The organism is Terracoccus sp. 273MFTsu3.1, from assembly GCF_000383675.1.
Lineage (GTDB): Bacteria > Actinomycetota > Actinomycetes > Actinomycetales > Dermatophilaceae > Terrabacter.
Map to the genome: position 1 here is coordinate 625261 of NZ_KB911821.1, position 22728 is coordinate 647988.

At 72.0% G+C, this 22728-nt stretch carries 17 protein-coding genes; 7 read left to right on the forward strand and 10 right to left on the reverse strand.

Translation table 11 applies throughout. The features are described from left to right. Positions 1-50: 50 nt before the first annotated feature. Positions 51-3518: a CHAT domain-containing protein gene (locus H283_RS0108530; RefSeq protein ID WP_020143100.1), complete on the reverse strand. Its 3468-nt coding sequence runs from the start codon at positions 3516-3518 to the stop codon at positions 51-53. Between the two features lie 252 nt (positions 3519-3770). Here H283_RS0108530 and H283_RS0108535 point away from each other — a divergent pair, with 252 nt between their 5' ends. Continuing rightward, a complete protein-coding gene (locus tag H283_RS0108535) occupies positions 3771-4679 on the forward strand; it encodes a serine protein kinase RIO (protein WP_020143101.1) in 909 nt (302 codons plus the stop codon). A gap of 143 nt (positions 4680-4822) precedes the next feature. Here the strand turns inward: H283_RS0108535 and H283_RS0108540 are convergent, their stop codons facing one another. The 3 genes from H283_RS0108540 to H283_RS0108550 form a co-directional block, all read right to left on the reverse strand. Further along, a complete protein-coding gene (locus H283_RS0108540) occupies positions 4823-5491 on the reverse strand; it encodes a nitroreductase family protein (RefSeq protein WP_020143102.1) in 669 nt (222 codons plus the stop codon). A gap of 108 nt (positions 5492-5599) precedes the next feature. Then, the gene (proS, locus tag H283_RS0108545; RefSeq protein ID WP_020143103.1) at positions 5600-7009 is read right to left on the reverse strand and encodes a proline--tRNA ligase; all 1410 of its coding nucleotides are present in this window, start codon (positions 7007-7009) and stop codon (positions 5600-5602) included. A 50-nt stretch (positions 7010-7059) separates the two neighbouring features. Next, positions 7060-7962, reverse strand: a complete 903-nt coding sequence (locus tag H283_RS0108550; protein WP_020143104.1) for an extensin family protein — start codon at positions 7960-7962, stop codon at positions 7060-7062. Positions 7963-8114: 152 nt separating this feature from the next. Here H283_RS0108550 and H283_RS0108555 point away from each other — a divergent pair, with 152 nt between their 5' ends. Continuing rightward, positions 8115-10550 (forward strand): FdhF/YdeP family oxidoreductase, encoded by a 2436-nt coding sequence (locus H283_RS0108555; RefSeq protein ID WP_020143105.1) that lies wholly within the window; start codon positions 8115-8117, stop codon positions 10548-10550. A gap of 138 nt (positions 10551-10688) precedes the next feature. Then, positions 10689-11483, forward strand: coding sequence for an alpha/beta hydrolase-fold protein (locus H283_RS0108560; protein ID WP_020143106.1), 795 nt, complete (start codon positions 10689-10691; stop codon positions 11481-11483). A 117-nt stretch (positions 11484-11600) separates the two neighbouring features. On the opposite strand, the gene H283_RS0108565 is transcribed toward H283_RS0108560, so the two are convergent. The 3 genes from H283_RS0108565 to H283_RS0108575 form a co-directional block, all read right to left on the reverse strand. Continuing rightward, positions 11601-12479, reverse strand: coding sequence for a GNAT family N-acetyltransferase (locus H283_RS0108565; protein ID WP_020143107.1), 879 nt, complete (start codon positions 12477-12479; stop codon positions 11601-11603). 85 nt (positions 12480-12564) lie between these two features. Continuing rightward, complete coding sequence (locus H283_RS0108570; protein ID WP_020143108.1) at positions 12565-13446, reverse strand: CoA ester lyase; 882 nt, start codon at positions 13444-13446, stop codon at positions 12565-12567. 5 nt (positions 13447-13451) lie between these two features. Next, on the reverse strand, positions 13452-14525 hold the full coding sequence (locus tag H283_RS0108575; RefSeq protein ID WP_020143109.1) for a CoA ester lyase: 1074 nt from the start codon (positions 14523-14525) through the stop codon (positions 13452-13454). 89 nt (positions 14526-14614) lie between these two features. On the opposite strand from H283_RS0108575, the gene H283_RS28085 reads away from it, so the two are divergent. The 4 genes from H283_RS28085 to H283_RS0108595 all read left to right on the forward strand — a co-directional run bounded on the left by H283_RS28085 (position 14615) and on the right by H283_RS0108595 (position 18464). Then, positions 14615-15382 (forward strand): hypothetical protein, encoded by a 768-nt coding sequence (locus H283_RS28085; RefSeq protein ID WP_020143110.1) that lies wholly within the window; start codon positions 14615-14617, stop codon positions 15380-15382. Between the two features lie 17 nt (positions 15383-15399). After that, a complete protein-coding gene (locus tag H283_RS0108585) occupies positions 15400-16707 on the forward strand; it encodes a magnesium transporter MgtE N-terminal domain-containing protein (protein WP_020143111.1) in 1308 nt (435 codons plus the stop codon). After that, positions 16704-17258, forward strand: a complete 555-nt coding sequence (locus H283_RS0108590) for a DUF1003 domain-containing protein (RefSeq protein WP_020143112.1) — start codon at positions 16704-16706, stop codon at positions 17256-17258. The genes H283_RS0108585 and H283_RS0108590 overlap by 4 nt, the downstream gene beginning before the upstream one ends. Before the next feature lie 63 nt (positions 17259-17321). Further along, positions 17322-18464 carry an Mrp/NBP35 family ATP-binding protein gene (locus tag H283_RS0108595; RefSeq protein ID WP_020143113.1) on the forward strand — a complete coding sequence of 381 codons (1143 nt, stop codon included), beginning with the start codon at positions 17322-17324 and terminating at the stop codon, positions 18462-18464. 187 nt (positions 18465-18651) lie between these two features. Here the strand turns inward: H283_RS0108595 and H283_RS0108600 are convergent, their stop codons facing one another. Genes H283_RS0108600 through H283_RS0108610 form a run of 3 tightly spaced genes read right to left on the reverse strand, consistent with a single transcriptional unit; the run spans position 18652 to position 22702 of the window. After that, positions 18652-20481, reverse strand: a complete 1830-nt coding sequence (locus tag H283_RS0108600) for an ABC transporter ATP-binding protein (protein WP_020143114.1) — start codon at positions 20479-20481, stop codon at positions 18652-18654. Further along, complete coding sequence (locus H283_RS0108605) at positions 20478-22292, reverse strand: ABC transporter ATP-binding protein (protein WP_020143115.1); 1815 nt, start codon at positions 22290-22292, stop codon at positions 20478-20480. The genes H283_RS0108600 and H283_RS0108605 overlap by 4 nt, the downstream gene beginning before the upstream one ends. A 53-nt stretch (positions 22293-22345) precedes the next feature. Continuing rightward, positions 22346-22702 (reverse strand): twin-arginine translocase TatA/TatE family subunit, encoded by a 357-nt coding sequence (locus H283_RS0108610; protein WP_020143116.1) that lies wholly within the window; start codon positions 22700-22702, stop codon positions 22346-22348. Positions 22703-22728 lie beyond the last annotated feature (26 nt).

Below are 22728 nucleotides of genomic sequence, written 5' to 3' on the forward strand. Positions count from 1 at the left end.
CCTTCTCGGAACCCCTCGGGTGAGCGGGTTCGACTGGGGTGTATGCCGTTTCACACTGTCTCGAGGACCGCGTCGGGTCTCGCGTACACGACGTAGGCGAGCCAGGTCGGGTCGTCCGCGTCCCGCGCTGCCGCCCGGGCAAGAGCACTCGCCCGGGACATCTGGGTGCCCTTGAGCAGCTCCTCGTACAACGTCTCGACGAAGACCCGAGCCGGCTCCTCCTGGACCGACCACAGGCACGAGACGAAGGCCGAGGCGCCGGCGTCGAGGAACGCCTTGGCGAAGCCGCCAACCGTCGTGAAGAGCTCGCCGGACCGTCCGGTCTGGCAGGCGTTGAGCACGACGATGGGACCGACGCTGTCCGGTCCGGTCCAGTCGAGGTTCTGGGAGACGTCGGTCGAGCTGAGGTACTGCTCGCGCACGGTGGTGCCGCGCCGCTGGCCCTTGAGCAGCACTTTCGCCTCGGCGATGTCCTCGGAACGTGCCGCCCCGTGGCCCGAGAAGTGGAGCAGGTCGAAGCCGCCGCCGCGCAGGAGCTTCTCGACGCCGCTCGGGGTGGCCGTCACGGGCTTGGCGCCGAACCGGTCCTTGAGGTAGCCGGCCTCGGCGACACCGACGTCGTTCTTGAACATCGGGTTGGCGTAGACGGGACAGATCGACCGTGCGTGGCCCCGGCGCACGCGGACGGCCCGGGGAGGGAAGCTGCCGAGCTGCCAGCGCACGAGCCCACCGGAGGCGAGGAAGCGTGGCGTCGTGCCGCGCTTGCCGCGAGCGGGCTTGAGGTGGACGAGCTCCCACGGCACGAACGGCTCGTCGGTGTAGACGATGAGGTCGTGCACGAGGTCGCGGTGCTCCCAGAGGTAGGCCTGCATGTCCTCGGGGAAGAACTGGTCGAAGAGCATCGTGCCGGTGTTCTGCAGCTGCGACATCCGCTGGCGCGGTGTCAGGTCGGGATCCTTGATGACCCGCTCCACCTCGGCGATCCGTTCGCGCACGAACTCGTCACGCCCGAGGATCGGCGCCGACTCGAAGACCCGCTCGGGCTCGCCCGGCACGAGCCGGAGCGCGTAGCTGTAGACGCGCTCACCCGTGACGCGCCGGCACTCGACGATGTCGAGGCAGGGCAGGCCGTCGAGCTCCGGGGCGTCGATGCCCGTGTGGACGGTGGCGGTGACGGGCGTCGGGGCGACCATCCCCGCGGCGGCCGCCGTCGACTCGAGGGTGACGGTGGCGAGCGGCACCCAGCCCTGCCGGAGGATGATGGACACGCGGACGGGCCCGGGCGCCAGGGCTCGCACCCGGAAGGTCAGCTCGCTGGCCCAGTCGCCGCTCGGCAGGCCGAAGACCTTGGCGTCCGTCTCGAGGACCTGCACGTTGTCCTTGGCGTAGACCTGCACGCTGATCGGGCGCTCCGCGTCGACGTGGAGCGTCCTGGACTCGTGGACCGTGCCCTCCGTCGGCGCCACCGCCTGTCGCGCGAGCCGGACCCGGACCGTCACGTCGGCACCCGGGGTGACCGTCGCAGGCATCTCCACCGCGAGCTCGGCCTCCGTCGTGCCCTCGAGAGGGCTCGTGGGTCCAGCGTTCGCGGGCTTCTCCCGGTCGCGGCGCGTCGCCTTCTTCGCCGTCGCCTTCTTCGCCGTCGCCTTCTCCGCCGTCGCCTTCTTCGCCGTCTTCCCCGTCGCCCTCCCGGCGGCCGTCCTCGCCGGCGGCTCCGCCCGGGGGCCGGTGGCGGGTCGCGCGGGCGGACGCGCATGGGTGCCGGGAGGCCTCGTCGCGGACGGCGGACGGGCGGCTGTCGGCGGTCGGGCGGCGGTGGTCGGCGCCTCCACCTCGGCCATCTCGAGTCCACGCTCGTCACCACCACCGTCGGCGCCGAGGACCGGCCCCGCGGTCATCCACCCGGGCAGGTGAGCCTCCTCGTCCGACGCGCCGAGCCCGAGCGGCAGCCACTGCGAGATCGCACCGATGACCGGGAGCTGCGCGAAGTAGTTGACGTGGTGGACGACGTCGTTGGTGCCGAGGGCGAACGTGTCGCGCACGTAGCCGCCGCTCGGCAGGCCGATCGCCGACATCGAGTCGGTGTCGACGACGAGGTCGTTGCGCCCCTTGAAGATCCCGTCGACGAAGCCCTCGGCGAGACGGACGGCGAGCTCGCGCGGGAACTCGGGCGGGTTGTGGTGGTCGTCGAAGAGCGACACGTGGAAGTCGGACGAGACGACGTACCAGCTCGTCCCGGGCCGGGGCTGGCCCGGCTGGTCCTCGTTGAGGGTCGTGACGAAGGGCCCGTCGGGCGTCATCGCGGCGAGACCGGGCACGCCGTCGTCGCCGGCGGCGTACGACACGAGGTACTTCACGAGCGCGCCGACGCCACAAACGACACCGGTGACGACAGCCGCGAAGGGAGCTCCGCCGGGCACGAGGGACAGGCCGGCAGCGGTCACCATGACGAGGTTCGTGTAGAGGTCGACGAGGTCGTGCCAGCGCTCGGGGTCGGCGAGGTGGGTGCCGCCGTTGGTGGAGGCCACGAAGACGATGGAGTCGACGGCGACGCGCAGTCCCGCACCCGGCAGCACCGACTCGACGAAGGACCTCGTGACCAGCCCGCCGCGGCTGTGCGTGATGACGTCGATGACGAGCTCGCCGTCGTGGGGCGCGAGCAGGGCGAGCAGGTCGCGCGCGTTGCGCTCCGGGTCGACGCTGAGCGTTCGGTGGTCGAAGCCGATGACGGCGTCGTACGCCGACACGAGGGTGTCGACGAAGCCCTCCGCGCCGGGCGTGACAGCGAGGGCCCCGAAGGCGCTGGTGGTCGACGAGAACGTGCCGTGGACGAGGAGCAGGACCCGTGCCGCCCGGTCGGTGGGGAGGCCCACCTCCGCGAGCGAGCCGACCGGCTTCCACGCGTCGAGCGTTCCCCCCGTCACGTGGACGAGCCCGGTGCGCACGCCCGACTCGAGTCGCTCGACGACCTTGTCGACGATGACGGGTGCGGCGAAGCGCAGCACGATCGCCTGGAGGACGCCGTGGGCCAGGTCCCCGAGCAGCCCGCGGTCAGCCGGTCCCGCACCAGGTCGCTCGAGGCCCCGCGACCGCGGTCGCGGACGCCGCGGGCGCTCCGGTTGCACCGACAGGGCGAACGACACGGTGCGGGGACCGGGGTCGATCGACCGCGTGCGTTCGGCGGCATCGACCGGCAGGTGCCACGAGTAGACCCCGTCGCGCTCGAGCAGGACGACGGCGTCGTTGCCGGCCGGCACGTCGACGTCGAGCTTCACGGTGCCCGCCCTGTTGGCCGGTGCGGGACCACCCAGGTCGCGAGATCGCTGTGGTGTCAGGTCGATCCGGTCGACCACGACGAAGTCGTCGGTGCGCAGGGCCTCGACGAGGGCCGCCCGCTCAGCCGCCCGGCGGTCACCCGAGGGCAGGTCCCTGTCGGCGCGGTCGGTCGCGGCGGACGCGTCGTAGCCGCGGGGCGCGCGCACGCGCACCGCTCCCCCGCCGAAGGACGCGGACGGCATACCTGGGCTCCCTCCGAGACGTCTCCCCTGCTCCTTGCCACGGTAGAGGTGAACGGGGTGCTCGGTGATACAGATCGCGGCAAACGCCTCGAACGCGGCGCGGAATCAAATCCGTTGCGCAGGACCCGCTGGATGCGCCAGTCTCTTCGCGAGCGCAGCGGCACACGGCCGCACGCCGGGACCCAAGGAGGGTGACATGACCATCACGGCCCCGGGCATGCCTGCCCACATCTCTTCTTCCTTGGAGTTCTCTTGTCATTCAACGCTTTTCACGACGACGACCTCGCGGTCGTCGACACCCGACTGACCGCTCGGCGCACCCTCGGCCTCGAGGACGAGCAGTACGCGGTCGACACCGACCCCGACGGCCCTCCCGAGGGTGACCGGTGGTCGAGCTGGGACGGAGCCACCCACGGCCCGAAGCCGCGCCCCGACTGGGTCATCACCGACCTCGGCGCCGTCGAGGCCGACCTCGGGGTGCTCAAGACCGGCAAGGAGGCCGACGTCCACCTCGTCCGACGGTGGGTGCCCGGATCCTCCGACCGGGACGTGCTCATGGCCGGGAAGCGCTACCGGTCGAGCAAGCACCGCATGTTCCACCGCGACTCGGGCTACCTCGAGGGCCGGCGCGTGCGGAAGTCGCGCGAGACGCGGGCCATGCTGACCCGCACCTCGTTCGGCAAGGAGCTGATCAGCGGTCTCTGGGCCTTCGCCGAGTTCGAGACGCTGGTCCGCCTCTGGCACGAGGGGCTGCCGGTGCCCTACCCGGTGCAGATGTCCGACGACGAGATGCTGATGGAGTTCATCGGCACGCCCGACGGGCAGGCCGCGCCACGGCTGGCGCAGGTGCGTCCGGACCCGGACCTGCTACCGGTGCTCTTCGAGCAGCTGCGCGAGGCGATGCTGCGGCTCGCCGAGCTCGGTTGGGCGCACGGCGACCTCTCCCCGTACAACGTGCTGCTCGAGGGCGAGGGGGACGACGCCCGGCTCGTCCTCATCGACTGGCCGCAGATCGTCGACGTCATCGGCAACCCGCACGGCCCGGAGTTCCTCGAGCGCGACACCCACAACATGTGTGAGTGGTTCACCCGTCGTGGGTATGCGGTCGACGAGGGCCTGCTCTTCGGTGACCTCATCGCGGCGGCGACGTCGCGGTGGTGATGACCTCAGCGTCGCACCGAAGGGCCACGGACCAGATGGAGGCCACCCGTTCGTGGGGTGGCCTCCATCGTCCTTCGACCGGCGAGAGGCCGCGAACCGGACCGTCCCGCGGGCGGCCGCCGGCTCGTGGCCTCTCGACGCGGTCAGTCGGTGAGGAAGTCCGCCGGGTGGCCGAACTTCCCGGAGTGGACGAAGGCCTCGAGCGGCAGGCGCGACCGCGGCAGCCGCGCCCGGGCCAGCACCCAGTCCGGCATCTCGCCGTCGTCGTCCGGGCCGGCGGGCAGTCCGAGCGCGATGCCCGTCGTGACGGCCCAGTGCGGCGGGACGGCGAACCGCTCGGTCGCAGCGCGGTGGTCGAAGCCGCCGAACTGGCGCACCTGCAGGCCCATCGAGCGCGCCTGCACCGTGATGTGGGCGACCGCCTGCCCGAGGTCGAACATCGCGTAGTCGCTGTAGGCGAGCTCATGGTCCTCGTCGGTCGCGACCTGGTGCAGCGTCAGGATGATCGCCGAGGCGGACGGCGCCCACACCTGGTTCGCTGACGAGAGGACGTCGACCATGGCGGCGTGGGTGTCGTCGCCGCGCAGGCCGACGATGAAGCCCCAGGGCTGTGAGTTGCCGGCCGACGGCGACCACCGCGCGGCCTCGAGGATCGCGCGCAGGGCGTCGGGGCCGAGCACGTGCGAGCGGTCGTATACCATGACGCTCTCCCGGTCGCGCAGCAGGGGTGTCAACGTCTCCGGCTGCGCCGTCGGCGCCAGGGGAACCGCGGGCGGCGTATGCCGTCCGCCGACCACCGTCTCGTCGCTCACGTCTCGATCGCCGTCCTCACGCACTCGTCAACCATGCCGCAGCCCGGCGTCTTCCCGGCCCGGGTGTGGGCGGGACCACGCCGGTGGCCGACGGACGGGGGCGCCACGTCAGTAGGCGCGGCCGACGACCGCGAGCACGCCGTCGTCGGACTCCGAGGTCGGCACGGTGCCGTCGGGCATCGTCAGGCACCGCACCGTGACGGCGGACTCCGCGAGCAGCGACTCTCCCTGCTCACCGAGCGTCGACCACGGGATGGTGGCCCAGCCGGTGCGAGCGGCCTCGGCGGCCTCCTCGATGGTGCTCACGGCGGCGGTGTTCGTGTCGCGGTGGGCGAGCGCGGCGGCATACAGCGCGTCGTGGTCCTCGTCGAGCGCCGCGGTCACCGTGTCGACGACGCCGCCGAGCGGCACCGACGACTTGCCACCGGCGATGCGTCGGGCGACGGTCACGGAGCCCTCGGCGAGGTCACGGGGACCGACCTCGACCCGCAGCGGGATGCCTTTGAGCTCGGCATCGACGGCGCGACGTCCGAAGGGCGTGTCGACGCGGGCGTCGAGCTCGGCCCGCACCCCGCGCGTGAGGAGGTCGGCGACGACCTGACGGGCCGCCTCGACGACGCCCTCGCCGTCCTTGACGACCATGACGAGCGCCTGGACGGGAGCGAGTCTCGGCGGCACGCGCAGACCGTGGTCGTCGCCGTGGCCCATGATGAGACCGCCGAGCAGGCGGGTCGAGCTGCCCCACGACGTCGTCCAGCACGTCTCCTGGCGGCCCTGCTCGGACAGGTACGTGATGTCGAAGGCCTTGGCGAAGTTCTGGCCGAGCTCGTGGCTCGTGCCCATCTGGAGGGCCTTGCCGTCGCGCATCATCCCTTCCAGCGCAAGGGTGTTCGTCGCACCAGCGAAGCGTTCGCGCTTCGTCTTGCGACCGAGGACGACGGGCATGGCGAGCATCTCGCGCATGAACGGCGCGTAGACCTCCTCGTGGATGCGCTTCGCGTAGAGACGAGCGTCCTCCTCGGTCGCGTGCGCCGTGTGGCCCTCCTGCCAGAGGAACTCGCTCGTGCGCAGGAAGATCCGCGGGCGCAGCTCCCACCGGACGACGTTGGCCCACTGGTTGAGCAGCAGCGGCAGGTCACGGTAGCTCTGCGTCCACTTCGCCATGTACTCACCGATGACCGTCTCGGAGGTCGGACGCACGACGACCTTCTCCTCGAGCTCCTTCCCGCCGGCGTGCGTCACGACCGCGAGCTCGGGGCTGAAGCCCTCGACGTGCTCGGCCTCACGGCTGAGGTAGGACTCCGGGATGAAGAGGGGGAAGTACGCGTTGCGCGCACCGGCCTCCTTGATGCGCCGGTCCATGTCGGCCTGCATCCGCTCCCAGATCGCGTAGCCGTACGGTCGGATGACCATCGTGCCCCGAACCGGACCGTTGTCGGCGAGCTCCGCCTTCGCGACGACGTCCTGGTACCAACGGGGGAAGTCCTCTGACTGAGGAGTGAGCACGGTCTTGGCCATGGCCCCGATCCTATGATCGGGCGCAGGGGCCCCGTCACGTCGGTGTTGGCCTACACGCGCTCCATCGTCGCGACCATGAACGCCTGCCAGGCCTCGCGACTGTCGCCGAGCTCCCCCGGGCTCCCGGCCTGCTCGAGGATGCGCGTGGTCGCGTCCCGCGTCACGTCGTCGAAGTCGCCGGTGATCTCCACGTCGGTGCGACCCCAGACGTGCCGGCACATCGCCTGGACGGCCTGGACCTGGGCGTCGGAACGCCGGATGAGGCGCGGACGCTCCGGGCCGAACCGGCCGAGGTCGACGTGGATGTGGTTGCTGTGCGCGGCATCGAAGAGGTAGGTCAGCACGTCGGCGAACTCATGGTGCAGTCCGGCGGCGGTGCGCCAGTAGAGCGCGAGGCGGCGACGCAGCTCGGGCGCCGGCGCGTCACGCCAGAGGTCGTAGCGCAGGCTCGTCAGGTCGCGGCCGTCGGCGCGGAGCCGCGCGATGTCGATGGCCTCCCCCGAGCTGTGCCAGGACGTCGCCGAGCCGCGGACCCAGGCCCCGTACGAGCGCACCTCGTCGGGCACCTGCCCGACGTGGCGGCGGTGCAGGGCGAGCCACTGGTCCAGGCGCGCCCCGAACGGCTCGGTGACGTAGTACGTGGCAGGGCGGCCCGTCACCTCGTAGACGTACGCCGCGGCCCCGATGCGCTGCCTCGCCTGCAGGGCCGAGCGGTCGACCGGCTGCGGGTCGATGCGCAGCTCCGGCGGCGTCGGCTCGCCCAGACCCGCCAGCCGAGGGAGGGAGGCGAGGCCGGGACCGCGCGACACGGCATACGCCCCGCCGGCGGCGACGGCTCCCACCGCGCCGAGCGTCAGCAGGCGACGGCGCGTCAGTCCGCTCTCGCCCGACGGGGGTGCCTCCGGGTCGGGGCGCCGGGCCGTCGGCTCCCCCGTCCGCATCTGCTGGCCCATGCCTGGTCCAACGCGCGAGGCGGCCGGAGGTATCCCGCAGGGGACGAAGCCGATGGGGCAGACTCACAGGAAACTGCCAGTCCTGCATGGTGACGTGCGGGGACGAACGGGGAACGAGTCTTGTGACAACCGATCCGACGAGGGGTTAGACCATGTCCGAGCACCGGCGCCGCACCATGATCCCGATCGTGCCCGTGCGGCCGACAGCGGCCCCCACCCACGACGTCGACCCCACCCAGGTCGACCGGGGCAAGATCAAGTCCAAGGCCGCCGGCCTGACCGCCATCGCCGTCACGGCGCAGCGCGGCATGGAGCAGATGGGCGCCCGCCGGTCGTTCGCGACCCTGCGGCGGATCAACCAGCCCGACGGCTTCGACTGCATGGGCTGCGCGTGGCCCGACCCGCACCCGGAGGAGCGCAGCTTCGCCGAGTTCTGCGAGAACGGCGCCAAGGCCGTCGCCGAGGAGGCCACCCTGCGGCGGGTCGACCCCTCGTTCTTCGCCGAGCACCCCGTTGCCGAGCTGTCCGGCTGGACGGACTACCTCCTGGGCCAGCAGGGCCGCATCACGCACCCGATGGTGCTGCGCGAGGGTGGCACCCACTACGAGCCCATCTCGTGGGACGACGCGTACGCCCTCATCGCCGAACGGCTGCGCGGGCTCGCGTCGCCCGACGAGGCGGTCTTCTACACGAGCGGCCGTGCCTCCAACGAGGCGGCGTTCGCCTACCAGCTCTTCGCCCGGGCCTTCGGCACGAACAACCTCCCCGACTGCTCCAACATGTGCCACGAGTCGACGTCCGTGGCGCTGGCCGAGGTCATCGGCATCGGCAAGGGCTCCGTGAGTCTCGACGACATCCACGAGGCCGAGCTCATCCTCATCGCCGGGCAGAACCCCGGCACCAACCACCCGCGCATGCTCACCGCCCTCGAGATCGCCAAGCGCGCCGGAGCGAAGATCGTCGCCGTCAACCCGCTGCCGGAGACCGGCCTGCGCGGCTTCGACAACCCCCAGAAGGTCCGCGGCATCGTCGGCGTCGGCACCGAGCTCGCCGATGAGTTCCTGCCGATCCGGCTCGGCGGCGACCTGGCCCTCTTCCAGGCGATCGGTTCGCTCCTCGTGGCCCGGCACGACGCCGGCGAGGACGTCTTCGACACCGACTTCATCGAGCGCCACACCGAGGGTTTCGAGGCCTGGGCCGCCCACATGCGCGAGCTCGACTGGGACCTCGTCGCCGAGGCCACCTCGCTCGACCGCGCCCAGATCGAGCGCGTCACCGAGCTCTTCGCCCGGTCGCGCAGGACGGTGCTCTGCTGGGCCATGGGTGTCACGCAGCACCGCCACGCCGTCGCGACGATCAAGGAGATGGCCAACGTCGCCCTCGTGCAGGGCAACATCGGCAAGCCCGGCGCCGGCCTGTGCCCCGTGCGCGGGCACTCGAACGTCCAGGGCGACCGCACGATGGGCATCTGGGAGAAGCTGCCCCCCCACTTCGGTGACGCGCTCGAGGCCGAGTTCGGTATCGACGTCCCACGCGAGCGCGGCCTCGATGTCGTCAACTCGATCCGTGCGATGCGCGACGGCGACGCCAAGGTCCTCGTCGGGCTCGGCGGCAACTTCGCCGCGGCGACACCCGACACCGAGGTGACCCACGACGCGCTCCGGTCGGTCGACCTCGTCGTCAACATCTCGACCAAGCTCAACCGCTCGCACGTCGTCGTCGGTCACACCTCCCTGATCCTGCCGACGCTCGGGCGCACCGAGCGCGACGAGCAGCGCAGCGGTCTGCAGGGCGTCACCGTCGAGGACAGCATGTCGAGCGTGCACCTCTCGCACGGCAGGCTCGAGCCCGCCGGCCCGGAGCTGCGCTCGGAGGTGTCGATCATCAGCGGCATCGCCGCGGCCACGCTCTCCGGGCGCGGCGCGGCCGGCGAGATCGACTGGGCCGCCATGGCCGACGACTACTCCGTCATCCGGCGCCACATCGAGCGCGTCGTGCCCGGCTGCGAGGCCTACGACGAGAAGGTGCACCGCCCGGGCGGCTTCGTGCTGCCGCACCCGCCGCGGGACTCGAGGACGTTCGAGACGCCCTCGAAGCGCGCCGTCCTCACCGTGAGCCCGCTGCAGATGGTGTCGGCGCCCGAGGGCCACCTCGTGCTCCAGTCGCTGCGCAGCCACGACCAGTTCAACACGACGATCTACGGCCACGACGACCGCTACCGGGGCATCTCCGGTGGCCGCGAGATCGTCATGGTCCATCCCGACGACCTCGCCACCCTCGGCTTCTCCGACGGCGACCACGTCGACGTCATCGCGCCCTGGCCCGACGGCACCCAGCGGGTCGTCCGCGACTTCCGGGTGGTCTCCTACCCCACCGTCCGTGGCTGCGTCGCCGCCTACTACCCCGAGGTCAACCCCCTCGTGGCCCTCGAGTCCACGGCCGTCGGCAGCAACTGCCCGGTCTCCAAGGCGGTCCTCGTGCGCCTCGTCCCGGCCGGGCAGGCTCCGCCACACTCGGCCAGCGACGACCTCGAGGCCGGTGACGACTCCGAGAAGCGCAGCGAGGTCAAGCCGCACCACCTGAGCTGACGGACCGCTCCGACGGCACCGACCGTCGATGCACGCCCACCGCCCCGGCCCCTCCAGGCCGGGGCGGTGCGCGTATGCCGTGTGCCTCCCGGCGCGCGTCGCCCCCTCGCGTGGCCGCCCGAGTCCTACGCTGCCCGCATGTCCTGCGCCCCCGGCCCGTCGCGGCGTGCCGTGCTGCTCGGGGCGCTCGGGGCGCCAGGGCTGGTGACGGCGTCCACCGCCCTGACCGGCTGCTCGGCCACCGACGGGCCCATCCTGCGAGACGGGGTGCTCCCGGACCGCTTCGGGGTCGACTCGGCGCGGTGGCGGCTCGCCCTGCCACGGACCGGGCGACCGCGCGGGCTCGTCGTCGCGCTCCACGGCTCCGGCGGCGGTGCCGACGACGCCTTCGGGCTCGGCTTCCCCGACGAGGTCGAGTCCTCCCGGATGGCGCTCGTCTCCGTCGACGGGGGCCGCGGCTACTGGCACGCGCGGCGCGACGGCAGCGACACCGGCGCGATGGTCCGGGAGGAGCTCATCCCCTTGGCCCTCGACGCGGCCGGCCTGCCCGCCTCCTCGCCTGTGACCCTGCTCGGCTGGTCGATGGGCGGTTTCGGCGCACTCCTGCTGGCGACCGAGCTCGGCCGCGCGCGGGTCAGTGGCGTCGTCGCCGCGAGCGCGGCTCTCTGGCTCCGGGGCAGTGACACCCCGGCCCGCGCGTACGACGGGCGCGCCGACTTCGACTCACACTCGATCTTCAACCGGATCGACCGGCTTCGCGGCATCCCGGTGCGCCTGGACTGTGGCACCGCCGACCCGTTCATCGCGGCGAACCGGGAGCTGTCGCGCCGGTTGCCCGCGGCGGAGGCCCACTTCACGGCTGGCGGCCACGACGACGACTTCTGGAGCGGCAACGTGCGCGCCGAGATGGCCTGGGCCGCCGCCCACTCCTGACCTCGTGCTCCCCTGTCCTCCTCCCCTCCTCCCGTGGCCGATCCCATGTGTCCGCGCGTCGCAGACGGTGCGCAGGAACGTCGAACCGGCACGGGGCCGGGCGAGCCGCGTCGCGGCTCAGGCGGCGCGGTGCAGGTCGTGGGCGTCCGGCAGGCGGCGGAAGCCGGCCGAGACGTAGGCGGCGACCGCACCGACGTTGGCGCTCGGGGTGCAGACCAGGCAGCTCGACGCGCCCAGCTCCCGGAGGGCGGCCGCGCACGCGAGCGTGATCGAGCGTCCGTGGCCGCGGCCCCGGTGGTCGCGGTGCGCCCCCAACGGCTCGATGAGACCGGGTCGCCCCCGGCCGGCCGACCACACGGTGGCGGTGGCCACCGCGGCTCCGGACTCGTCGTAGGCGACGAGGCACCTCGCGTCGACGTAGGCCGGTCCGGACGCCATCTCCCGCCACCGTGCCTCGCTGAACGTCGAGGTGTCGAACGACGCGCGCTGCACGGCAACCCGGTCACGGAGCAGCTCCGGCCCCGGGTCGGTGCCGACGGCCTCCACCCGCAGTCCGCTGTCCTCGACGGGCTCGGTCAGGTCCCGGACGAGCGGCGTCCACGGCTCGCCGTCGCCCCATCCGGCGTCCACGAGCGAGGCACGGAAGGCGTCACCGAAACGCGCCTCGACCAAGGCCTCCCCGGCAGGGAGCACGCCACGCTCGGGGCGCGACACGTCGGTGAGCAGCTGGTGCGCCAGCTCGTCGTCGTCTCCGGCCGCCGGCGCGATCGCCATCCGGAGCGCGCGCGGGTCGTCGAGGAACCCGACGGCGACGAGGCGCCCGTCGCGACTCCACGTGCGAACGGCCGCCGCGGTCGCGTCGGCGCCGAAGCGCCAGTTCCAGCCGAGGTCGCCGGGGTGCAGCTGGACCGGCATCCCGTCCTGCTGCCACTCGCGCATCTCGCGCACGGCCTCGACGAGGCCCTGGACTCCCGGCGTGCTCAGCTCGATCGACATGCACCGATCCAACACCGTCACCGGGCGAGCCCACACCTCGTTTTGCGACGGCACCCCCCTGCGCCGAGCGGCGTCGACGGCGTCGTCAGGACAGCGCGGCGATGGCCTCTGCGGTGGCGAGGACCTTGTGCGCGGTGTCGACGTGCAGGCTCTCGATGAGCCTCCCGTCGAGGGTCACGACGCCCTTGCCCTGGGCCTGCGCGGTCTCGAAGGCCTCGATCACGGCTCGCGCCTGCTGCACCTGCTCGGCGCTCGGCGCAAAGACCGCGTTGCACGCCTCGACCTGCCCCGGGTGGATCAGCGTCTTGCCGTCGTAGCCCATCTCCCGGCCCTGGTGCGCCTCGGCGAGGAAGCCATCGGCGTCCTTCACGTCGTTGTAGACGCCGTCGACGACGGCCACCCCGGCGGTCCGCGCCGCGAGGACCGCGAGCTGGAGCGAGGTCTGGATCGCCGCCCGTCCCGGGGCGAAGCTCGCCCCGAGCTCCTTGTAGAGATCGTTCGTGCCGAGGACGAGACAGCCGAGCCGGTCGGACGCGCGCGCGATCTCCTCCGCGTGCAGCACGGCCACCGGCGTCTCGACCATCGCCCAGAGCCGCGTGTGCTCGGGAGCGCCGGCGGCCTCCATCGCGGCGACGAGGCCGCGCACCTCGTCGGCCGACCCGACCTTGGGCACGACGATCGCGTCCGGTCCGGCCGCGGCTGCCGCCGAGAGGTCGGCGTCGTGCCACTGTGACCCCAGGCCGTTGACCCGGATCGTCAGCTCCCGTCGGCCGTATTCTCCCGACTGCACTGCGGCACAGGCCTTTTCGCGCGCCTCCTCCTTCGCGTCCGGGGCGACGGCGTCCTCGAGGTCGAGGATGAGGGCATCGACGGGAAGGGTCTTCGCCTTCTCCAGGGCTCGCTCGTTGGAGCTCGGCATGTAGAGCACGGAGCGACGTGGACGGTATGCGTCGGGCTCGACGGGCACGGCAGTCAGCCTTCCTGCGTGGCGGGCTCGCCGGCATACAGCTCGGCGAGCGCGGGGTCGGTCTGGGAGAGACGCTCGGCGAGCTCGACGATGACGAGGCACTGCTTGAGGCTGGCGTCGTCCTCCATCTTGCCGTCGAGCATGACGGCGCCCGTGCCGTCGCCCATCGCGGCGACGACGCGGCGCGCGTGGGCGACGTCCTCGGCGGACGGGCTGAAGACACGCTTGGCGATCTCGATCTGGACGGGGTGGAGCGACCACGTGCCGACGCAGCCGAGCAGGAACGCGTTGCGGAACTGGTCCTCGCAGGCGACGACGTCCTGGATGTCGCCGAACGGTCCGTAGTAGGGGTAGATCCCGTGCATCGCGCACGCATCGACCATGCGGGCGATCGTGTAGTGCCAGAGGTCCTGCTGCGCCGTCGCGCGCGCTCCCGTGATGTCGCCGTCGACGGGGTCGGTGCGCACGAGGTAGCCGGGGTGCCCGCCGCCGACGCGGGTCGTCTTCATGCGGCGATCGGCGGCGAGGTCGGCGGGACCCAGCGACAGGCCCTGCATGCGCGGCGAGGCGCCGCAGATCTCCTCGACGTTGACCATGCCGCGTGCCGTCTCGAGGATCGCGTGCACGAGGATCGGACGGGTCAGCCCCGCCTTCGCCTCGAGCTGGGCGAGGAGTCGGTCGACGTAGTGGATGTCCTCGGCGCCCTGCACCTTCGGCACCATGACGACGTCGAGCTTGTCGCCGATCTCGGTGACGAGCGTCGTCAGGTCGTCGAGCGCCCACGGGCTGTCGAGCGCGTTGATGCGCGTCCACAGCTGGGTGTTCTCGCCGAAGTCGGTGGCCCTCGCGATCTCGACGAGGCCGGCGCGGGCCGCCTCCTTGCGGTCGGCCTTGACGGCGTCCTCGAGGTTGCCGAGGAGCACGTCGACGGTCCCGACGAGGTCCGGGACCTTGGCCGCCATCTTCGGGTTGCTCGGGTCGAAGAAGTGGATGACCCGGGAGGGGCGGGCCGGCACCTGCGTCAGAGGCGTTGGCGCCCCCACCGCGAGCGGCCGGAAGAAGTCCTTGGCGCTGCGCATGGGCGTCAACGTAGCAACGGCCGGACGGCCCGCGTTATGACGACAGTCACGCGCGTCGCCGATGAGGGCGGGATCACTATGGTGGCGGTGTGACCGAGCGCGCGACCGAGCCTGTGACCGAGCAGGGCGCAGGGACGAGACCCGGGACGGGGACGGGCACCGAACCGGTGCCGTCCGCGCCAGGACCCTCCTCGCCGTCCGACCCGCAGTCGGACCCGCAGTCGGACCCGCCGTCCGACCCGCCGTCGGCAGCGGCCACGGCCTCTGCGACCGCCCTGCTCGGCGAGGCGATGGCGAAGTCCGGTCTGCTCTGGATCGAGGTCGCCGACGACCGCACCTGGCCGGCCTGGCACGTGTGGGACGACGGGGCCGCCCTCGTCGTGAGCGGACCGGGCGAGCAGCCACTCCCGTGGCTGCCCAAGGAGGTCAGGGTGATCCTGCGCAGCAAGGACACCGGGGGTCGCCTGCTCACGGTCCGCGCGCACGTCCACGTCCTCGAGCCCGGCACCCCCGAGTGGCAGCGCGCCGCCGAGCTGCTCCGCGCATCGCGGCTCAACTCGGTGGACGACTCGCTGACCCGCTGGGCGGCGGAGTGCACCGTCACCGCGCTCGTGCCCTTCGACAGTCCGCTCGAGTCCCCGGGGGCCTATGCCGCCCACGACCACCGTGAGCCTCCGGCCCGCACCGCGGCGACGACGACGTCGTGGCGCCCGTGGCACTGGGGTGGGCGCGGTGAGGAGAAGGCCGAGCGCAAGCGCGCGCGTGACGAGGCCAAGGCCGGCAGACGCGCCGCGAAGGAGCGGGCGAAGCTGCGCAAGAAGCGCCAGCGACGTGGCACCCGTCGCCGCGGACGCTGACCCCATAGCCTTGGGCCATGAGTGCGAGCACCCGCGTCTTCGTCGCGCGCCTGACCGGACTGAGCGTCTTCGACCCGCTCGGTGACCAGGTCGGGCGCGTCCGCGACGTCGTCGTGATGTTCTCGGTCAACCGACCCGAGCCTCGCGTCATCGGCCTCGTGGTCGAGGTGCCCGGTCGTCGCCGGGTCTTCGTGCCGATGACCCGGGTCACCTCGATCGATGCCGGCGCCGTCATCACGACCGGCCTGGTCAACATGCGCCGCTTCGAGCAGCGCACCAACGAGGTGCTCGTCGCCGCCGAGCTGTTCGACCGCACCGTTCGCGTCACGACGGCCGAGGCCGTCGAGGCCGGTTTCGCCGACTCGCTCGTCGAGGACCTCGCCATCGAGCAGGGACCGCGGCGCGACTGGATCGGCACCCGGGTCTTCGTCCGGCAGGCGCCGGCCGGGGTCTCGTCGGCGTCCAAGGCGATGTCCCGGCTCACGCGTCGCCGGTCGGGCAAGACGATGCTCGTCGACATCCGCGACGTCGTCGGCCTCCACGAGCAGGCGGGCGCCCAGAGCGCCGAGCGTCTCCTCGAGACCTACGACGACCTCAAGGTCGCCGACCTCGCCGAGGTCATCCACGACCTCAACCCCAAGCGCCGGGCCGAGGTGGCCGCCGCCCTCGACGACGAGCGCCTCGCCGACGTCCTCGAGGAGCTGCCGGAGGACGACCAGGTCGAGATCCTCGCCGGCCTGGCCAACGAGCGCGCGGCCGACGTCCTCGAGGCCATGGAGCCCGACGACGCCGCCGACCTGCTCGCCGACCTGCCGCCCGAGCAGGCCGAGGAGCTGCTCCAGCTCATGGAGCCCGACGAGGCCGCTCCCCTGCGTCGTCTGCTCGCGTACGACGAGAAGACCGCCGGAGGCATGATGACGACCGAGCCCGTCATCCTCGGTCCCGAGGCGACGATCGCCGAGGCGCTCGCGACCGTGCGCCGCGAGGAGCTCGCCCCCGCGCTCGCGTCGATGGTCTACGTCTGCCGCCCGCCGCTCGAGGCGCCGACCGGCCGCTACCTCGGCCTCGTCCACATCCAGCGCCTGCTGCGCGAGCCGCCGCACGGCGCCGTGGGGTCGATCATCGACAAGGAGATCGAGCCCGTCGTGGCCACCGCGTCGCTCGAGACCGTGACGCGCACCCTCGCGACCTACAACCTCGTCTCGCTACCCGTCGTCGACGACGACGGACGCCTCATCGGAGCGGTCACCGTCGACGACGTGCTCGACCACATCCTCCCGGAGGACTGGCGTGAGGAGCGGCACGAGCTGGGGGTGAAGCCGTGAGCGAGCGCGCCGAGCGTCGTCCTGGCCCCCGGGCCGTCCGTGGAGACAAGCTCGACCAGCCCCAGGAGAAGCGCGCCCGGGTCCTGCCGCGGATCACCCTGACCCAGGAGGCCTTCGGCGTCCTGTCCGAGCAGTTCGCCCGCTTCATGGGCACGGCCCAGTTCCTCATCGGGATGACGGTCTTCGTCGCCGCGTGGATCGCCTGGAACGTCCTCGCGCCGCCGGCGCTCGTCTTCGACGAGTTCCCGTTCATCTTCCTGACGCTCATGCTGAGCTTGCAGGCGTCGTATGCCGCGCCACTCATCCTGCTCGCGCAGAACCGTCAGGCCGACCGCGACCGCGTCGCCCTCGAGCAGGACCGGGCCCGCGACGAGCGCAACCTCGCCGACACCGAGTTCCTGACCCGCGAGGTGGCCTCGCTGCGCCTCGCCCTGCGTGAGCAGGCCACGCGTGACTTCGTGCGCTCCGAGCTGCGTTCGCTGCTCGAGGAGATGGAGGACCGCGGGTTCGTCCGCGGCGCCGACGACGAGCCCAGGGACAACCGGCACTGACCGTGAGCGAGCGCACCCCGGCCGTGGTCGGGGGGCCCGGCAGGGCGGCATACGATGGAACACATGTCTGTCGCCGCACTGCCCAGCCGTGACGCCATGCTCACGGCGCTGTCGAAGGTCAACGACCCCGAGATCCGCAAGCCGATCACCGAGCTCGGCATGGTCAAGTCGGTCGAGATCGACGACGCCGGCAAGGTCGACCTCGCGATCTTCCTCACCGTCTCCGGCTGCCCCATGAAGGAGACGCTCACCAGGGACTCGAGCAACGCGCTCCTCGCCCTCGACGGCGTGACCTCGGTCGAGGTCGAGCTCGACGTCATGAGCGACGAGCAGCGCGCCGAGCTGCGCTCGCAGCTGCGTGGCGGCGCCCCGGAGAAGGAGATCCCCTTCGCCAAGCCCAACAGCCTGACGCGGGTGTATGCCGTCGCCTCCGGCAAGGGCGGCGTCGGCAAGTCGTCGGTGACCGTCAACCTCGCCGCGGCGATGGCCGCGCAGGGCCTGCGGGTGGGCGTCGTCGACGCCGACGTCTACGGCTTCTCGGTGCCGCGCATGCTCGGCGTCGAGCAGCGACCGACCCAGGTCGACGACATGATCCTGCCGCCCATCAGCCACGACGTGAAGGTCATCTCGATCGGCATGTTCGTGCCCGGCAACCAGCCCGTCGTGTGGCGTGGCCCGATGCTGCACCGCGCCCTCCAGCAGTTCCTCGGCGACGTCTTCTGGGGCGACCTCGACGTCCTCCTGCTCGACCTGCCGCCCGGCACCGGCGACATCGCGATCTCGGTCGCGCAGCTCATCCCGACGGCCGAGATCCTCGTCGTGACGACCCCGCAGCAGGCCGCCGCCGAGGTGGCCGAGCGGGCCGGCTCGATCGCACTGCAGACCCACCAGCGGGTCGTCGGCGTCATCGAGAACATGAGCTGGCTCGAGCTGCCGGACGGCACCCGCCAGGAGATCTTCGGATCCGGCGGCGGGCAGGCGGTCGCCGACTCGCTGACCAAGAGCATCGGCGCCCCGGTCGAGCTGCTCGGCCAGATCCCTCTCGACACGCGCCTGCGCGAGGGCGGCGACAACGGCACGCCGGTCGTGCTCGGCGATCCCGACACCGCTGCTGCCGTCGCGCTGCGCGGCATCGCCCGCAGCCTCGGCTCGCGCGCCCGCGGCCTCGCCGGCCGGTCGCTCGGCCTCACTCCCGCCGGCCGCTGACCGACGCATCGGCCGAGGCTGACAACCAGAGACCGGACGACCCCCGGCCCCCTCGCTTCGCCGTCGAACGCCGCGTTCGGTGGCGAAGGCGCTGCTCGACCAGGGAGCTCGCGACCGAACGCGGCGTTCGACGAGGTGCTCGCCCGGGGACGCGGCGACGGGCGGGTTCGTGGGCGGCTGACTCGGGTCAGGCGAGCGAGTCGACCCAGGCTCGGTGCAGGTCCGAGTAGCGGCCGTCGCCGGCCGCGACGAGGTCGCCCGGCGCGCCGTCCTCGACGATACGGCCGTGCTCGAGCACGAGCACCCGGTCGGCGATCTCGACCGTCGAGAGTCGGTGCGCGATGACGATGGCGGTGCGCCCGGCGAGGATCGTCCCGAGCGCCTGCTGCACGAGCCGCTCCGAGGGGACGTCGAGTGACGACGTCGCCTCGTCGAGGATGAGCACCGCGGGATCGGCGAGGAAGGCCCGCGCGAAGGCGACGAGCTGGCGTTGACCGGCGCTCAGCAGCCCACCCCGGTTGGACACCGGCGTGGCATACCCCTGCGGCAGCTCCGCGATGAACTCGTGCGCGCCGAGCGAGCGGGCCGCCGCCTCGACCTCGGCGTCGGTGGCATCGGGCCGGCCGAAGCGGATGTTGTCGGCGACGGTGCCGCTGAAGAGGTAGTTCTCCTGCGTCACCATGACGACGGCGCGGTGCAGGTCGTCGGACGCGAGGCGGGTGAGGTCGACCCCGTCGAGGCTCACCGTGCCGGAGGTCGGGTCGTAGAAGCGGGTGGCGAGCTTGGCGATGGTGGTCTTGCCCGCGCCGGTCGTGCCGACGAGCGCGACCGTCTGCCCGGCCGGCACCGTCAGGTCGAGGCCGGGAAGCACCGCGGTGCCCGCGACGTACTCGAACCGCACGTCGTCGAACCGGACCTCGCCGCGGGGCGCCTCGAGAGGCAACGGGTCGGACGGCACGGGGACGTCGGGCACCTCCTCGAGCACGCCGGAGAGCTTCTCGAGAGCGGCCGAGGCCGACTGGAAGGTGTTGTAGAACTGCGAGATCTCCATCATCGGCTCGAAGAACTGCCGCAGGTAGAGCAGGAAGGCCGCGAGCACGCCGACGGTGACCTCGCCGTGGTAGGCGAGGTAGCCGCCGTAGAGCAGGACGACGGCGATCGTGACGTTGCCGATGAGGCGGATCGCCGGCATGAACCACGCGACGAGTCGGAAGGCCACGAGGTTGGCGCGGCGGTACTGGTCGTTGACGTCCTCGAAGATCGCCTGGTTGCGCGGTTCGCGACGGAAGGCCTGCACGGCCCGGATGCCGTTCATCGACTCGACGAAGTGGACGATGACGAGGGCGACCTTCTCGCGGGTGGCGCGGTAGCTCTTGGCCGACTCCTTGCGGAACCAGTTGGTGAGCAGCGCGAGGGCGGGGCCGCAGAGCAGCGCCACGAGGCCGAGCTTGACGTCGAGGACGAGGAGCAGCACCGACGTGCCCACGAGGGTCAGCGCCGCCGTGACGAGCCCGTCGAACCCGGTCTCGAGCATCTCGTAGATGGCGTCGACGTCGGAGGTCTGCCGGGAGATGACGCGCCCGGACGTGTAGCGGTCGTGGAAGGCCGGGCTCAGGTGCTGGAAGTGGCGGAAGACCCGTCGCCGGATCGACAGGAGGATGTCCTGGCCGATGAGGCCGGACCGGACGAGGAAGAGGTTGCGCGAGACGGCCTGGGTGATCGTCGCGACGAGGACGAGCCCGACGACGAGCAGGAGCGGGCCGAGGTCGCCCGACTCCCGGATCGGCGGGATGCCGGTGTCGATGCCCTCCTTGACGAGGTACGGGATCGACAGGCGCGCGGCGTTCTCGATGACGACGACGACCATGAGCCACCAGAGCGCCCGGCGCCAGGGCCGGAGCACGTCGCGCAGCAGCCGCCGGGAGCGGCCGGCGAGCCGGGCCGAGGTCTCGGCCGACAGCTCACCGTCGATGTCGTCGGCGGCGACGCCGCGCCACTGCTGGGTCGGGGCGGTCATGCCCGCACCTCCTCGTTCGCGTCGCGGGCGTGGTCGTCGGAGCCGGGCGCGTCCGTCTCGTCGAAGGCGTCGGCCGCGAGCAGCTCGCGGTAGGCCGGCACGCCATCGAGCAGCTCGCGATGGGTGCCGACGTGGGTGATGGTGCCGTGCTCGAGAAGGGCGACCCGGTCGGCGAGCATGACGGTCGACGCACGGTGGGCCACGACGAGACCGGTGGTCTCGGACAGCACCCGCGAGAGCGCCTCCTCGACGAGCTTCTCGGTGTGCACGTCGAGGGCGGAGAGGGTGTCGTCGAGGACGAGGACGGCAGGGCGCGAGAGCACGGCTCGGGCCAGGGCGAGCCGCTGTCGCTGACCGCCGGAGAGCGACAGCCCCTGCTCGCCGATGCGGGTGTCGAGGCCCCAGGGGAGGTCGTGGACGAAGCCGGCCTGGGCGATCTCGAGGGCCGCGAGCACGTCGTCGTCGGGGGCGTCGGCACGGCCGAGGGTGACGTTCTCGCGAGCGCTCATCGAGAAGAGCGTCGGCTCCTCGAAGGCGGTCGCGACGAGGCTGCGCAGCGCGGCGAGGTCGAGGTCGCGCACGTCGACGCCGTCGATGGTGATGCGCCCTCCGCAGACGTCGAACAGGCGTGGGACGAGCGCGGTGAGGGCGGTCTTGCCCGAGCCGGTGGCGCCGACGAGCGCGAGGGTCTCGCCGGGCGCGACGTCGAGGTTGACGTCGCGCAGCACGGGCTGGTCGGGCGCGTCGGGGAAGGCGAAGTCGACGTGCTCGAAGCGCAGGTGCCCGCGGCGCGCAGCGACCTCGTGCGGGCCCGAGACGATGTCGGGCTCGGTGTCGAAGATCTCGAGGACGCGCGCGGCCGCGGTCATCGCCTCCTGCGCCATCGCGAGGATGACGCCGAGGGAGGACACGGGCCACACGAGCGAGAGCATCAGGGTGATGAACGCGACGAGCTCGCCCGGCGTCAGGTCACCGTGGCCGACGCCGATGGCGCCGAGCAGGAGCACGACGACCACGGCGAGGTTGGGGATGACCTCGAGGAAGGTCCAGAACTTCGCCGACAGGCGGACCTTGGCGAGGCTCGTCGCGCGCAGCTCGAGCGCTGCGTCGTCGTAGCGCCGGGCCATGTGGTCGCTGCGACCGAACGACTTGATGACGCGGATGCCGACCGCGCCCTCCTCCGCCTGCGTCGCGAGGTCGCCCTGCTGGTCCTGGACGCGACGGGAGACGACGACGTAGGCCTTCTCGAAGCGCATCGAGAGCCAGATGATCGGCGCCGCCGTCGCGGCGACGACGAGCCCGAGCGGCCAGTACATCGTCAGGAGCACGATCGTGACGGCCGTGACCTGCAGGACGTTGACGACGAGGAAGAGCAGGCCGAACCCGCTGAACCGACGGATGGCCGAGAGGTCGGTCGTCGCGCGGGAGAGCAGCTGCCCCGACTGCCACCGGGTGTGGAAGCTCATCGGCAGCGCCTGGAGGCGCTCGTAGAGGTCGCGGCGCAGCTCCGTCTCGAGCCCGAGCACGGCGTTGGACTGGACCCACCGCCGCACGAAGATGAGGACGGCCTCGAGCACCCCGAGGCCGAGGGCGAGCAGGCCGAGAGGCAGCACCGGCGCGAGCTCGTGCCGCGTGATCGGCCCGTCGATGATGGCTCGCGTCACGAGCGGGATGGCGATGGAGAGGCCGACGCCGGCGAGCGACGCGGCGAACATGACGACGAGGGCCCAGCGGTGCGGGCGCAGGTAGCCGCGCAGGCGCCAGAGGGACCGGACGGAGGCGGGCGGTTGAGAGGCAGGATCAGCAGGCATCAAGGAGTGACGATAACCCCGACCGCCGACAGAGATACCTCTGGGTCAGAGATTCACGTCGCTTCGCTGTCCCAGGGCGTCGGGACCGACGGGTCGTGGCCGCGCGGCGTGCTCACGGGCTTGTCGACGACGGGCGACGGCTGGTCGTCCTCGTCAGGTGGCGCGGAGAGCGCGTCCCGCACGATCTTGCGCGGGTCGTACTGGCGCGGGTCGTAGGCCCGCCAGTCGACGTCGGAGAACTCCGGCCCCATCTCGTCCTTGAGCTGCTGCTTGGCCCGGTCGGCCATGCCGCGAGCCTGGCGGACGAACTTGCCGAACTTGGCGGCGTACTCGGGCAGGCGCTCCGGACCCAGGATGAGGATCGCGAGCAGACCGAGCAGGAGCAGCTCCCACCCGTTGATGTCGAACACAGTCCCTCGCTTCCACGCGTACCGGC

Coding starts and splice junctions, on each gene's coding strand:
- H283_RS0108530 (WP_020143100.1), bottom strand. CDS start 3,518: ATGCCGTCCGCGTCCTTCGGCGGGGGAGCGGTGCGCGTGCGCGCGCCC.
- proS (WP_020143103.1), bottom strand. CDS start 7,009: ATGGCCAAGACCGTGCTCACTCCTCAGTCAGAGGACTTCCCCCGTTGG.
- H283_RS0108550 (WP_020143104.1), bottom strand. CDS start 7,962: ATGGGCCAGCAGATGCGGACGGGGGAGCCGACGGCCCGGCGCCCCGAC.
- H283_RS0108555 (WP_020143105.1), top strand. CDS start 8,115: ATGTCCGAGCACCGGCGCCGCACCATGATCCCGATCGTGCCCGTGCGG.
- H283_RS0108560 (WP_020143106.1), top strand. CDS start 10,689: ATGTCCTGCGCCCCCGGCCCGTCGCGGCGTGCCGTGCTGCTCGGGGCG.
- H283_RS0108565 (WP_020143107.1), bottom strand. CDS start 12,479: ATGTCGATCGAGCTGAGCACGCCGGGAGTCCAGGGCCTCGTCGAGGCC.
- H283_RS0108575 (WP_020143109.1), bottom strand. CDS start 14,525: ATGCGCAGCGCCAAGGACTTCTTCCGGCCGCTCGCGGTGGGGGCGCCA.
- H283_RS0108585 (WP_020143111.1), top strand. CDS start 15,400: ATGAGTGCGAGCACCCGCGTCTTCGTCGCGCGCCTGACCGGACTGAGC.
- H283_RS0108595 (WP_020143113.1), top strand. CDS start 17,322: ATGTCTGTCGCCGCACTGCCCAGCCGTGACGCCATGCTCACGGCGCTG.
- H283_RS0108600 (WP_020143114.1), bottom strand. CDS start 20,481: ATGACCGCCCCGACCCAGCAGTGGCGCGGCGTCGCCGCCGACGACATC.
- H283_RS0108605 (WP_020143115.1), bottom strand. CDS start 22,292: ATGCCTGCTGATCCTGCCTCTCAACCGCCCGCCTCCGTCCGGTCCCTC.